The following is a 13,786-nucleotide window of genomic DNA, read 5'->3' on the forward strand; positions in this document are numbered from 1 at the left end:
CGTGCGGCTCTTCAAGCTCGCCACAATCGCATGACGATCAACCCCGTTGCCCACGTCACGAGGGCCGCGTAACATTCATTCCGGCAACGTCGATCCGACCTAGTTCAACAGCGATCGGGACATCCCCGGCTGGTACACCGCGACGCTCATTGGAACGAGGGCCCGAAATCACCATCGGCCCCTTTGGCCAGTGCCCACGGCAGTAACCAGCATTATTGAGGATTGGATTGAGGGCGTCATCATCTTAACCGACAACGATGAGAACCTGGAGGAGATTGCCGCGCTTCACTAGGGCAACGGGCCGACCTGTATGGCGCAACCTGACTGAAATCCCGCGGTGATAGTGGAGCGGGCGCCACTACGTCTTGGCTGACGCGCGGAATTTTTCAGCATTCTCCGCGGCCACAGCTAAGGATCGAGATAACTCACGTGCCTGCCCCGCCGTCACCTGGAGGTGAACGCCGACGACGCTCGCGATGGCAATGGAGATTTCATCATCTATCTGCTCAACTATGATGGCAGCCGACTTGTCGATCTCGATCTCGGCAATACGTCCAATGATAACATCCTGTTCATTCGCCATCACGACACGGCCTCCATTTGTGGTCGGTTCGGCTGGAGGTGCAGCGGCGGGACCCTATCCGTAGAATCGAATCAAAAGGCGGATAGCAAAGAACGCCCCCGCAGCTACCACTGCCGTCATGGCTATCGCGAAAGCTATTCTAGCGGCTTGGATGGTGATCTCTTGGCGTTAGAGGGGGCGATCTTGGTGGGCAGATTCACATGCTTCCGCCCCTTACGAGTGACGGTCGCGATGAGGCATTATCGCCAAAGGCGAACTGCGACGCACCTACCAAGATGGTGGGGTATTATGAAGATTTAACGGCCTTGCTGTGGCAATACCATCCGCTCAATCCTGCCTTTTGACATACTGAAGGAACACACCGGGAGGACAATTTGCCTTACACAATCGTCTTTACACAACACCTCCACCCCAGCCACTGACAGTCCTTTCTGCGGCGAGCGGCCACAGGCCTACCGTGGTATTTTGCACCATTGCCGCCATCTCCACCGTTGAGGCCAGCAGTGCCATTCAAGGCCCGGAAAGCTACGGGTCCAACCGCGAAATCGCGATCGGCCACAAACGGTAGTCGTCCGGAATTCCCTCAACCTGAGGATCGCTCTAGAATTTATCGCGATGGTTATTGGGTTTCGGAATAATGTGGGAAGCGCCAACAAGAATAACGGAGAATGAGGGATATGAGCCTGGAGCGCCAGTACCGAGAGCTAAAGGATTTGCAAGAAAAGGTCCGTCAACGCGAAGGGAAGAATTGGTCCCGGCGGTCCCTCGAAAGGCAGTCGGTGTGGCGAGAGGTTCTTCTCTCAATTCCGGGACACATCACCTCCGAGCCATGCCTGGTGCGTGATCTATCCAGTAGAGGCGCTGGCATTCAGCTTAACGGACTCACGCTTCTGCCGACGGAGTTTTCGCTTTCTTTCGATGGGTTTCGCACCACCTCTCCTTGTCGCCTCATGTGGCGACAGGGAGACTTTATCGGGGTGGCGTTCCAAAACACGGACCGTTATTCAGCCCTCGTGAAGCCAAATACGAAGCCTGTTTTGCGGTAGTAGCGCCTTGCGTCAGCTTCCCGCACCGAGAAAATGAGTAGTTGCTAAATCGCGCAAATTGAGATGAATATGCCCACTGGCTGGAGGCAAAGCCCCAGAGGCCGGCTATGCCAAGGACCATTCGTGAACAGCTCGAAGAAGTGGAGCGAGATATCACGCTTTACAATGAATTCGCAGAGGCTGAGAAAGCTCGCTTCAAACTTGAGTGTTTCCTTTGGACCGCGGAAGAACGCATCGAATGGCAGGAGACGCAGCGTTCGATTGCCGAGTACCTCAGGGAGCTCCACGACAAGCGCATCTTGCTTGATGAGCTTGAAGAATGACCTAGTGCTTCGCCGCCGTAGGCATACGATGAAGGCGCCAGATTGGCACATGCACGTGAGAGTCGGGCTTGCCAAAATACCTCCCGGCCCGGGGCGAGCGTACGCACGTCTTCCGCTAGGGGAACGAACACTGGTGCTACACAACACGGACAAAAGACACTCACGTCGTCTTATGGGTCTTTCTGAAACACGCCTTGGCGACTGCTGGCGCAAATTGCGCTAATTAAGGCCGCATTCGCCCGATGAGCCACAGCTCGACTGCGGCTTTGTGCGTCCATTTCCGCGCCAATTTTCCTCGCGTCTTCTGGCCGATTTCTAGCTGGTTCGCAGCGCAGTCAAAGGCCGAAAGGGAAAGCGCGAGATATGCGCAAGGTGCGCAGTCCCGCGATCCCGGGCCGCCTCGGCTTTCCCAAAGTACCTTTGCAATCGATGGCCCTCGGCGGCCTCGCGCGGGTCAATCGACCCACGTCGCGCGCCATCCCTTGCGCTCGGCATCAGAGACCACGCGCTGCCGATCCCAGCCGAGCATGTAGCTGAGGATGGGGTGTGTTCGGATCACGCGGCTTGTCGGTCCTAGGACTACAGCAGCGTGGAAGTGCGGCGCATCGATCACGATCATCGGCCGTGCCCTTGTCGGCGCAGGTCTCGTCTAATCCGGCCAGCTCGATCTTGAGCGCTTGGTCCCGGTAGCCGAACGTACTGCACCGGCTGCGCTGGCTGTCGGCATTGAGACCATTGTCAGCAACTTGACGCCGGACGCCGCGACGAAGTGCCTGCAGAGCCCGCGAATTCACTTCGGCACGCGACTTGCTCTCTTTGCCGCATCATCACCAATCGCAGTGCGATGGTCTTCGGGACGGACTCGGCGCGCGTCGGTGTTAGCGTCTGGTCCGCCCCGACGGTTTTGCTGCGCGATAACTTAAGGGCGCTCGGTCGTGGACCGAGAAAATACAGGGACGTGTTGGATGCGATCTGGAGTTCTTCTTTTGGGAGCCACGACAATTGCGCTCGTCGCAACCGATGCAACGAATGCGGCAGACCTCGAGCCAGGAGTGAAACTGCCACCGGCGGCTATATTGGCGGGCACGTCGGCGGCGGCTACGGCCGCACCTCCTTCAGCAATCCCTACGGTCCGTCGATCTATGGCGATGTCGTCGATACCCCAGTGTTCCTCGCCGGTGGCCAGATCGGCTACAATTGGCAGAAGAACGGTTGGGTATTTGGTGTCGAACTGGATGCCAGCGGTGCTGTCTCCAACGGGACAAATACCTGCCTCGCCGCCTCCGGCTTTATTGTGAGCGCAAACTGCAAGGCAGGTCCCAACGTCTTTGCCACCGGGACCGGTCGCGTCGGTTACGCGTTTGGCGCGCTGGGCCACACGCCGGCCTATCTCAAGGGAGGCGTCGCTTGGCAAAACAACCGGGGCGACGTCGTCAACAACTTCGAAGGCGGGTCGCCACAGGAGAAAGCCCACTTCGACTATGGTCGCCTTGGCGCCACCATCGGGCTGGGCGTCGAGCAAGCGCTTACGCCTGCATGGTCGGTGAAAGCTGAGTATGACTATCTGCATTTCGGCGGACCGAGTGTCGCGACTCCTCCGACGGAGCAGAACCCGCCGTTCGCAATTCTTCCGGCGAACACAACGGGCCTCTCCAGCAACTATCACATCGGAAAGATCGGCTTGAACTACCATTTTGGCTCCGACCCATGGACGGCGCAATGGTCGGATGCGCCGCTGTACGCGAAAGCACCCGCCGGTGCGCCGATCCGGTGTAGCCGGTGTAGGCCACAGGCTGGTTGGTTCATTCCCGTGCCAGCGCTGAGCAGCTTGGGGTTTTCTTTGTGGAACCTGACGAACTCGATCAGGTTTTCGATGCCAAAGTCGCAGAACGCCTGAACACCATCTTCGCCGACGCCATAGACCCACTGGTCGCTCTCTACACGGCTTTTGCGACATGCCGATTCAGACTCTCCGCGAAATATAGCCATCGGAGCACCTACCGGGAATCTGGCAGACTGAACAATCCGCCTCCAGCATTGGTCACGTCAAATGTCGTCCTTAAGTCAGGTCCTTGCGATCAGGGCTACCAAAAGTGGCAGGTGTCCCATATTGGAGATCGTGTTACCCTCTGAAGGTTGATTGAGCTGAGCCGCGAAACCAATCACAACGTTACAGTTCAGAGAGGAGACGTTCAATGGCATCGAGCGTAGCTGAAGACGAGAAACGCCGTACACAGCAAGCGCCGCAAGTGACCCAGGCATCGGCTGCTGGGCCAGGTGGCGCCGCCGAGCACACTAAGCAGTCGACGGCAGCCACGCGCGCTTCATTCGTGTTTGCAGATTGGCAGAAGTCGATCGAAGCAACGACAAACTTCTTCGCGGCGGCTTTGAAAGACGGTTTGAGATTGACTGCTTCCTCTTTGCACGATCACGCCAATTTTCTAAAAGTCGTTGCTGAGGTCAAAACGCCCTCCGAGTTGCTGAAAAGCTATCTGGACTTGGCAGAGCGATCTTGGTCGAGATCGTTCAGTGAAGGCTCGAAGTTGTTGGATAATCTCAAGATACAACAACATCAGCGTTGAGCAGTCGAATCGTGTAGATCATATAAGCGACGACGAGCTTGGGGCCGTCGCCTAGTACTTTCCCAAGATCGTCTGATCGGCCAGTTCTGATGGCAATGCGCCTTCGGTAAAGCAAAGCATTTTCGAGCGGCCGGTGGTCAGCTCATTGTCGCCGTTTGCTGAAAACGGACGCGGGTGTAAGAGCAGGAAGGCCGTCCAGGCATTGGTGCCCGCAATTTGTATTATAAGGCCACGATCGGAGCAGCGACAGCATTGCTTATGTGCCGGTCCGCACCGTGGCTGCAGGCGCACCTTGAAAGAACTCGGAAGCCGCGAGCCAAAGGCCGCTGGCGGCGTGGGTTCCTTGGCATTAGCGCCTCGATTTCTGTCCTGGGCCAGCCATTAGGGATACGCTGAAGCGTTGTGGTGATCATGCGAATGATCGACGTTGTTCATATTCGCAGTCTGCAGCAGTGATGATCACCGCTTTTCATCCGCGAGCTCGCTGATTATGCCGCAAGCCGGATTATGCCGCATGAGCAGTCTTCTTCGCTTCGAGGCTGGCACCCGTTGGTCGCCACGTCGCTGCGCGGGGACCAGGTCGCCGCTGGCATGGCACTGACCAAGCGGCTAGTTCCGAACGACGCAACGCACGTGCCCGCGGCTGCTCGGCAGCTGTGGAGGGGCACCAGCGCAGCATAGCTGGCATAGGAGAGCCAACGGGTTCTTTCATAGCCGTCGGCGTAGACGGCGTTGATGGTCTCGGGCGTTAGATGGCGATGAAAGGCGGACGTTCTCCGTCGAGTCGCCACCGAGAAGTCGCCCCGCGGCGGGCGCACGCGGCAGCCTTCTCCCTTGCGTGTTTCATGCAGTGCGTTAGGACCCTAGCTTGCGTCGCTGTAATGGCCCATCAATGGGCACGCCGAGAGCCCGCGGCTGAACTCAGGATTGGATGAACTCCTAAAGCTTATCGACACTATTTGCCTGGAGTTGCGGTTTCCGAAAGGATATCAATGACCTCGAGCTTGGCGTCATACTCCTCGTATGTGCCAAGCATGGGTTCGCCAAGTGCAATATTGTGCACGGGATCGACAATCGAGGGTGAGTCGTAAGTTAGGGAGATGGGTCCAGTAAATTGAACTTGATCGCCAAGCTCGTCGCGTCGCAACGTTCGCGCGGTGCACCATTTGACGAGCTGCGTTACTGCGCCCTTCCCGCGCTCATTGATGGGGGGCAAATGCCGAACCGAGTAGAAATACGTCCGCGCAGAAAACATCTGTTGCGAACTCGAGCTCATGCGCTGGTCCGGTTGAGCGGTAAGAGTCAGCAGGCGCTTGCCAGCTGGACGCTCGAGCGTACCCTGAATTAGGCCACCTTCTCTAATCAGAGTAATGTGCGCCAGCTTTTTTGGAGCACCAAGAACCTCTCGTCCGGAGGCAAGCGCTGCATCATTCGTTGTCACGTAAATGTAAGGAATGTAAAAGCCGGTCTCACCGCCGGGATCACGAACTTGAATTCCTGAATAGCACTCCAAGTACGGCCCCACAGTGCTTGAGGGATAGCTCGCGACCCCCACAACGGCGATTGCAGGGTTTGCTACGGGTACTAATCCCTTCGGTAGTAGAGAGGACACCTCGCTCCCCACGCTGAATACAAGGTTTATGGCTTGGCAGCCGAGAAACGCGCTGCCACGGTCTCTGCTCCCACGGTAGAGAGGCGCATCAAGAGGAATACCTTTTACCTCGGGCATCGCATTCCTCGTCGCTCTTGGAGTGTTTGGACGCAACTGTAGATTCAGCTAACTCATCTCAGCAACAGTGCTCGGTTTTTGAAGCATCCTGAAGAGACTGTGATGATGCAACCTCGATGATGCAACCTCCAATGCAGCTCGGTGATCCCTCGGCTCATAGAGCGCTGATCATGATCGTCTCGCCGACGACGCGTACAGTTCTGCGCGCTGCACCCCAATTCTGTGGTGCAGAATGAGCTTGACGATCGTGCGTTCATTCCCGTGAAGTATGCTCACCGACGATGATGATAACTCGATAGGCCTCTCTATCTGTCGCATGCAACGTCGATGCCAAGCACCTCATTCGGTGTTAGAGGACTCGCTCGGATGAAGATGTACGAGAAGGCCGCCGACAACCGTCGCCTCTTCTGCTGTTGCCTTCCCCCTTGTTTGATTGGACACGCGGAATGTCGAAAGTCCGACATGATCAATTGGGACGTAAACGCATGACGAGTTCGCACGCCTCGCAGTTTTGGGAGGCTCGACTAAGCTTTAATGTCGAAACGCTATCGCTGTGCATGGCCCGAAACGCATGCTAGCGGATACCCAGGTCGCGTAAGAAGATCGGAACAGCTGTAGCAACTCTGCAAGAGTTGCGTGAGTTTGCATTCGTACGAGATTCTCGGCGCGCCGATTGCACAGGATGGATACTCCACTTCGCAAGACTCGGAGAGCCTCATGCGTTCTGCGCCCCACTCCCGCGGCCAGCCACGAAGAGCTCAGTACGGTGCATCTGTGCGGAACCGGCGTTGCGTCGCCTGCAGTCCACGCGCATCTTCCGGAGGAAACTCGGTCGTGATTCGTCGGGCTCAACAAGGTGGCCCAATGTCGTGATGCCAATTCAACACTCCGACGGTAATGTATGAACGGCGGACGCGTGTCCACGACGTGGAATCGTTATTGAGTTGGTTTTCACGCCGAGTTACACGGCACTACGCACAGCCTTTGGGCATCGCAGCGGGACACAGCAGATCGACCAGGGGTCGATTGACATAGTGCATAGTGGATGTCGCAAAGACCTTGCACCACCACACTGTCGAGGAAGCGAAATTATGGGACGTGTCAGCGAAAAAGTCATTCTGGTGACCGGCGGGGCTCGAGGGATGGGGGCCGCTCATGCGCGCCTGCTGGTAGCGGAGGGAGCTAAAGTCGTGATCACCGATATTCTTCGTAAAGAAGGCGAGGCTTTCGCGGCCGGCCTTGGCACATCCGCGATCTATCTGCGTCAAGACGTCGCTCAGCCAGAGGAATGGTGCCAAGCGATCGCGGCTGCGGAGAGCAAGTTTGGCGCGCTGCATGGCCTCGTCAACAATGCCGGCATAGCCAGTATTGCTCCTATCGAGCAGTTTCCGCTTGAGCAGTGGACGAAGACCCTTGCTGTCAATCTCACCGGTGTATTTTTGGGAATGCAGACTGCCCTGCCGGCCATGCGCCGCGCGGGCGGAGGCTCGATCGTCAACATCTCGTCGGTCGAGGGGCTGAGGGGTAGTGCAGGGCTTCACGCCTACGTTGCTTCCAAGTTCGGCGTGCGCGGCATTACCAAGTCCGCTGCTTTGGAGGCCGCTGCGTCTGGGGTTCGAATAAACTCAGTCCATCCGGGGTTAATCAACACCTGGATGACAAAGGACTTCGATTCTTCCAGTTTTCCCATTCCGCTTGGGCGGGCAGCCGAGCCGCCGGAAGTGTCACAGGTAGTGTTGTTCCTGCTCAGTGACGAGTCCTCTTATCTTACGGGCTCCGAAATCGTCGTCGATGGCGGTCTGACGATCGGCGTCCCGTACAAGTGTCAGGCGCCCGAAAGCATCTTCTGACTAGCAGCTGATCAATTGTCACATAAAACAAGATCTGAGGTTGCGATGTAGTACAGCAGTGGGAACTACGAAGCCTATGCTCGCCCCCGCAAGCCCGCTGGTGTGGACAGCAAGACGGCGTGGTTCGTTGGTTCAGGCTTGGCGGCGCTCTCCGGCGCGGCCGCCGGTGCTGGTTCCGGCGACATAGTCGAAATAGTCCGCCAGACGATAGTCGGCGCGGTTGCTTGCCTTGGTTAGCAACCGCTCGATTTCCTCTAGAATTTTCAACGAGAGGCCCCCTCGGATTCCGCTCCCGTCTATGGCAAGACGTTTGCGCGGCCCGCCACTCTCGAGCCGCGCTTTTAGATCAATCCGACGTTCTGGAAGACGTCCCACCATGTGCTTCTCCCGCTTTTGAAACTCCGAGGGAAGCGAAACCCGAAGATGCCTCGATCGCTTATCGCTGCGGGACATGCAAAGTGGTGACCAAATAGGGGCCAGCACATCCGTAGCACTACTCGATGCACCCTAACCTAAGCCTCAGGCCGAGGTTGTATCGTGAAGTTTCTCACAATCGCTGTTGTAGTTGGATGACGCAGCTCACCGCGGAGTGTCCGCGACGATCGACGGCGAGTTCGGCAGTCCCGCGCAGGGTCTCACCAAATTCGCGGTGTCGGCGCCTGATAGACAAGTCGCAGGTTCCGCTCACTAGAAATGTCATCGGTGAGAGGACAGCTAGGCTGGCCTGATGGCCCTATGTTCGACCCGCCGGAGGCGCGGTCGATGGTGGGGACGCCGCCGGATAGGCTCGGTTGCTCGGCTTGCCACGCTTCTTCGACAGCAGTGCCGCAGGGCCTCCGATCCGATAGGCCTTCAGCAGCCGGAATGCCTGCCGCGATGTGACCCGAAGCAGTTGCGCTGCCATCGCACTGCAATCCGTTCCGCCACAACATCCCGCAACACATGCACCCGGTCGATCTCAGCCCGGCTCATCGACAGCACCGTCATCACTCAAAACCTCCAAGCCTCATGCCTTAGACTGAACGCATCTAAGCCGGGCCGGCAAGGGCCCCTGCCCCGCATTGATGGCGCCCTTTGGACGCAGCCAAGGAATTTCAATGATCCTTCGGGTGCTATGAATCCACGGAACGAGAAGTCCTCTGGTCCCCTGTCGCATTCGAGCGGATTCGGGTCGTAGAGCCCTCCACATCATAGCCGCTGAAAACAGCCGCCCCCCATCAAAGGCGGCTGTGATCGTCTTGCGCCTGACCGCTCGAAACAGGAAGGGCAGAATCGTATCATCGACCATGGCCGGTATGGTTACCTCGATGATGTCAGCGCAGAATTGGTCTCAGCAACCGAATCCCACGTCCCATCGGCGGCTTACACCACATTCGCCAGCCACCCACAGGCCCTTCATGAATAAAGATGGGCTAGATACGGCCGAAAGCCGCCCACACCCCGTTTTCGCCGTCCCAGCTGCCGCGGCTCGCCGCCTTGGAGTACTCCGTGGCGCGCTGCTCGAAGAAATTGGCGTGCTCGACACCATTGAGAATCTCGACAAGCCACGGCAATGGATGCGGCTTGAGCTGGATGAATCCGCCCTCCTTGGCCTCGAAGAAGCCGAAGTCCGGGGCAATCCGCAGCTGGGTCAGTCGCCAGTCGGCGACATAGCGGACGTAGGCGTGGATCTGCTCAGCTCGCATGCCCTCGATCTTGCCGAGCCCGAAGGCGAGGTCGACGAAGTTCTCCTCCAGCTTCACCATGGTCTTGGCGACGTCGACGATGTCGTCACGGACAGCGCGCGTCACCGCGCCGGTTTCGCGGTGCCATTCGTGAAACAGCATGATGATACCCTCACAATGCAGACTCTCGTCGCGCACTGACCAGCTTACGATCTGTCCCATGCCGTTCATTTTGTTGTGACGCGGGAAGTTGAGCAGCATGGCGAAGCTCGCGAACAACGCCATGCCTTCGGTGAAGGCGCCGAACATCGCCAAGGTCCGAGCGACATCGGCCACGCTGTCGACGCCGAACTCGTGCATGTAGTCCGCCTTGGCGCGCATCTCGGCATAGCCGCGGAATGCCTCGAACTCGGTCTTGGGCATGCCGAGCGTCTTGAGCAGCAGCGCATAGGCGTCGATGTGGACCGTCTCCATGTTGCTGAAGGCCGACATCATCATCTGAACAGTGAGCGGCTGGAAGATCGGGATGTAGCGCTTGAGATAGTTGTCCCCGACCTCGATGTCCGACTGAGTGAAGAAACGAAAGATTTGGGTGAGCAGCGCGCGCTCGCTGGCGGTGACGCGGTCCGACGCCCAGTCCTTGAGGTCGGCGCCGAGCGGCACCTCCTCGCCCATCCAATGGGTCTGCTGCTGGCGCTTCCAGAGCTCGTAAGCCCAGGCGTAGCGATCGACATCATAGGTTCCGGTCGAGTCGAGCAGCCCCACTCGTCCCTTGCCGATCAGCGTACGCGGATCGACGGCCGAAAGATCGATCACTGACATGCAAGGCACTCCTCATAATCAGTACGCTGCGGCTGCGGCGCCGCCACCTCGTCGCTGTCGCCGATCTTGCCGGCGAACGACGCGCGCGAGATAGACTTTGAGCGGCAGTAGTAGAGGCTTTTCAATCCGCACTGCCATGCCGTCCAGTGCAGCATGTGAAGGTCCCATTTATCGACATCGGCTGGGAGATAGAGGTTGATCGACTGGCTTTGGCAGATGAACGGGGCGCGGTCGGCGGCAAGCTCGACGATCCAGCGCTGGTCGATCTCGAAAGCGGTGCGAAAGATCGCTTTCTCGTGCTCCGACAAGATGTCGAGACGGGCCACCGATCCTTCGTGTGCTATAATCGACTGCCACATCGCCGAAGTGTCGGCGCCCTTCGCCGCAAGCACTTTGGCGAGATGCGGATTACGCACCGAGATGGCGCCGGACAATGTCTTATGGGTGTAGATGTTGGCCGGGATTGGCTCGACGCAGGCGCTGGTGCCGCCGCAGATGATGCTGATCGAGGCGGTCGGCGCGATTGCGATCTTATGGCTGAAGCGCGCCATCACGCCGCGTTCCAGGGCATCCGGGCACGGACCACGCTCGCGCGCGAGCGTCACGGATGCCGCGTCGGCGTCGCGACGGATTTTTCGGAACATGTTCAGATTGAACGACTTGGCCATGACACTTTCCATTGGAATGCCCTTGGCCTGCAGGAAGGAGTGGAAGCCCATGACGCCGAGGCCGACGGAGCGCTCACGCAGGGCAGCGTAGCGGGCACGCTTCATGCCGTCCGGCGCCACCGTGATGAAGTGGCTGAGCACGTTGTCGAGGAAGCGCATGACATCCTCGATGAAGGTGGGCTCCTCACTCCACTGGTCCCAGGTCTCGAGGTTGAGCGACGACAGACAGCAGACCGCGGTGCGCTCCTCGTCGCGATGATCAATGCCGGTCGGCAGGGTAATTTCGCTGCACAGGTTGGAGGTCGAGACCTTGAGGCCCAGCTCGCGCTGATGCTTGGGGAGCGCGCGGTTTACGGTGTCGATGAACAAGAGATAAGGCTCGCCAGTCTGGAGCCGGTTCTCAAGGATGCGTTGCCACAGCTGGCGGGCATCGATCTGGCGGACGACCTCGTTAGTCTTCGGGCTCCGCAGAGCGAACGCGGTGCCGGCGCCCACGGCACGCATGAACTCATCGGTGACGTTGACGCCGTGATGCAGGTTGAGGCTCTTTCGGTTGAAGTCGCCGGACGCCTTGCGAATCTCGAGGAACTCCTCGATCTCGGGATGGTGGATATCGAGATAGACCGCCGCCGAGCCGCGCCGCAACGAGCCCTGGCTGATCGCCAGCGTCAGGCCGTCCATGACGTGGATGAACGGGATGATGCCTGAAGTGACGCCGCCCTTCACCTTCTCGCCGATCGAGCGAACATTGCCCCAGTAGGTGCCGATGCCGCCGCCGTTGGAAGCAAGCCAGACGTTCTCGTTCCAGGTACCGACGATGCCTTCGAGCGAGTCCGCCACCGAGTTGAGGAAGCAGGAGATCGGCAGGCCGCGCGTGGTCCCGCCGTTGGAGAGCACCGGTGTGGCCGGCATGAACCATAGCCGGGACATCGCATCATAGAGACGTTGGGCATGCGCAACATCGTCCGCGAAAGCGCAAGACACCCGCCCGAACATGTCCTGGTAAGTTTCGCCGGCGAGCAGATAACGGTCGGTCAGCGTCAGCTTGCCGAACGACGTCAACAAGTCGTCGCGCGACGGATCGAGCGTGAGGTCGGCCGGCTTTGGCGATGGCGCGAGGGGCCACGGCAGCGGAGCCGGCGATGGCGAAAGGGGCACCAGACACGGCTCAGGCGCCGCAGGCTTCGCCTGCGCTAGGCGCGGCCGCACACTCGGTGGCGCGACGAGATGACCACGCTGATCGAAATCGTAAGACGGCGACATCGGCAACCCCGCGATGTTAGGCGCCGGGGCCGCGCGGACCACTTGCGAGGAGAGCTGGCAAATGTGCCCGGCTGCAAGCGACCCACCGGGGCACCCCGCCCGAGGACTTTCGTTCAGTCGCGGCAGGTCTCCTGGCTCGCGGGTCGCTGGGGCTGTCAGCCTTCCCAGCGCTGTCGCGCCAGTGACCATGATGACAACCGCTCGCCGCTTACAGTTGCGGGGGCAGCCTCGGAATAGCCGTTGCCGGCGCACCGGGTTCCCTCTTAGCTTCCATCCTACGAGATGCGGGAATGGAAGACCGTGACGGGCTACATATAGGCGCCGCTCGCGGAGATTCGTCAAGGCGGCGCCGTCAAGTTAACGAATTGGAGCAGCCCCGAGGTCAAGGTCGTGGAGATCTCGCGCCAAGTCGCAAAGGCTCGCTCGCGCGAAACACGACGGAAGTCGGCAGTGACGGCTCCGAGAGAGAGGATGTGGAAAAGGTTCGTGACCTGATCATGAACTGATAGAAAAGTTGAGCCTGACGGGACGATTTGAAACGCTTCATGATCCGATCGCGTCGCCTGTTACCCTTGCGGCGTTCGTGGTCTGGACTATCCCTTCACTCGGCGATGTCCGCTGTAAGTGCTTCCCGTCGAGTCTCCACCCCTCGCCCTGGCAGGGGCTTGGCTCGGGGAATCACTTTCCAACTGAATGTGCCTTATGTGATGGGCTACGCGACCGTGGGGCTCGCAGGCGGCGTGGTCGCGCGCTTTGTTCACGATTCCAAAAGCTGCTTGGTTTGCCTCCATGAACATTGGAAGGACGAGAAACATATATCCAAACCGCGTCTCGATAATACCGGAATCGTCACGCCGTTAGGGTGCAATGCGCCTACATTCACCGGAGGCTTTGATCTGCAAGAAGTCTCGCTTGAAGTCGTCCGCAGTGCGGTCGGATTACTCTCAGAAGGGAAGTACGACCTGACCTTGCCCCCATATGTGGAACGGCCCGCGAGGCAAGAGCTTTTTCAGTCGATTTCACACATTGGGACGGTGCGGTCATATGTCCGACCTTTGCGCGCGGCACATTATGGCCGGCTGGCCTCGATGAGATCCGCGGAACGAGGAGCTAAATCAAGTTTACGCGTTTGAGCGCATTGGGGGCAGTAGCTTCACTCGTTTCGGGATTTCGTCCCAAGGGTTCATCGCCTGTTGTTGCACCTTGCCCTCTGCCGGCCTGCGCCGGTCAGATCATTTTGGTGGTCACTGCGTCAC

The 13,786-nt window shown here is 58.7% G+C and carries 10 protein-coding genes, 1 pseudogene and 1 riboswitch; of the genes and pseudogenes, 4 read left to right on the forward strand and 7 right to left on the reverse strand.

Annotated features, from left to right (window positions below):
• Window positions 1-358: 358 nt before the first annotated feature.
• Window positions 359-583, reverse strand: coding sequence for a hypothetical protein (locus I6F21_RS36640; protein WP_109146016.1), 225 nt, complete (start codon window positions 581-583; stop codon window positions 359-361).
• 1,153 nt (window positions 584-1,736) lie between these two features.
• Between I6F21_RS36640 and I6F21_RS36645 the strand changes: the two genes are divergently transcribed.
• A complete protein-coding gene (locus I6F21_RS36645) occupies window positions 1,737-1,952 on the forward strand; it encodes a hypothetical protein (protein ID WP_036046582.1) in 216 nt (71 codons plus the stop codon).
• 454 nt (window positions 1,953-2,406) lie between these two features.
• On the opposite strand, the gene I6F21_RS36650 is transcribed toward I6F21_RS36645, so the two are convergent.
• A complete protein-coding gene (locus I6F21_RS36650; protein ID WP_157785314.1) occupies window positions 2,407-2,571 on the reverse strand; it encodes a hypothetical protein in 165 nt (54 codons plus the stop codon).
• Window positions 2,572-2,910: 339 nt separating this feature from the next.
• Between I6F21_RS36650 and I6F21_RS36655 the strand changes: the two genes are divergently transcribed.
• Both I6F21_RS36655 and I6F21_RS36660 read left to right on the forward strand, forming a co-directional pair.
• Window positions 2,911-3,849 carry an outer membrane beta-barrel protein gene (locus I6F21_RS36655; protein WP_225184277.1) on the forward strand — a complete coding sequence of 313 codons (939 nt, stop codon included), beginning with the start codon at window positions 2,911-2,913 and terminating at the stop codon, window positions 3,847-3,849.
• A 298-nt stretch (window positions 3,850-4,147) separates the two neighbouring features.
• Window positions 4,148-4,534, forward strand: a complete 387-nt coding sequence (locus I6F21_RS36660; RefSeq protein ID WP_036046585.1) for a hypothetical protein — start codon at window positions 4,148-4,150, stop codon at window positions 4,532-4,534.
• A 955-nt stretch (window positions 4,535-5,489) separates the two neighbouring features.
• On the opposite strand, the gene I6F21_RS36665 is transcribed toward I6F21_RS36660, so the two are convergent.
• Window positions 5,490-6,263 (reverse strand): acetoacetate decarboxylase family protein, encoded by a 774-nt coding sequence (locus tag I6F21_RS36665; RefSeq protein ID WP_109146014.1) that lies wholly within the window; start codon window positions 6,261-6,263, stop codon window positions 5,490-5,492.
• 1,091 nt (window positions 6,264-7,354) lie between these two features.
• Here I6F21_RS36665 and I6F21_RS36670 point away from each other — a divergent pair.
• On the forward strand, window positions 7,355-8,113 hold the full coding sequence (locus tag I6F21_RS36670) for a glucose 1-dehydrogenase (RefSeq protein WP_109146013.1): 759 nt from the start codon (window positions 7,355-7,357) through the stop codon (window positions 8,111-8,113).
• A 132-nt stretch (window positions 8,114-8,245) separates the two neighbouring features.
• Here the strand turns inward: I6F21_RS36670 and I6F21_RS36675 are convergent, their stop codons facing one another.
• From I6F21_RS36675 to I6F21_RS36690, 4 genes and pseudogenes are all read right to left on the reverse strand, one after another.
• Complete coding sequence (locus tag I6F21_RS36675) at window positions 8,246-8,491, reverse strand: patatin-like phospholipase family protein (RefSeq protein WP_225184278.1); 246 nt, start codon at window positions 8,489-8,491, stop codon at window positions 8,246-8,248.
• Between the two features lie 1,034 nt (window positions 8,492-9,525).
• Complete coding sequence (locus I6F21_RS36680) at window positions 9,526-10,599, reverse strand: ribonucleotide-diphosphate reductase subunit beta (RefSeq protein ID WP_192893487.1); 1,074 nt, start codon at window positions 10,597-10,599, stop codon at window positions 9,526-9,528.
• On the reverse strand, window positions 10,590-12,425 hold the full coding sequence (locus I6F21_RS36685) for a ribonucleoside-diphosphate reductase subunit alpha (RefSeq protein ID WP_225184279.1): 1,836 nt from the start codon (window positions 12,423-12,425) through the stop codon (window positions 10,590-10,592). The genes I6F21_RS36680 and I6F21_RS36685 overlap by 10 nt, the downstream gene beginning before the upstream one ends.
• Before the next feature lie 208 nt (window positions 12,426-12,633).
• Window positions 12,634-12,848, reverse strand: a riboswitch (cobalamin riboswitch).
• A 20-nt stretch (window positions 12,849-12,868) separates the two neighbouring features.
• Window positions 12,869-13,095: pseudogene (locus I6F21_RS36690) on the reverse strand (hypothetical protein); the annotation flags it as partial.
• Window positions 13,096-13,786: the final 691 nt, after the last annotated feature.

Origin of the sequence: Bradyrhizobium sp. NBAIM03 (assembly GCF_020194055.1) — a bacterium.
GTDB lineage: Bacteria > Pseudomonadota > Alphaproteobacteria > Rhizobiales > Xanthobacteraceae > Bradyrhizobium > Bradyrhizobium yuanmingense.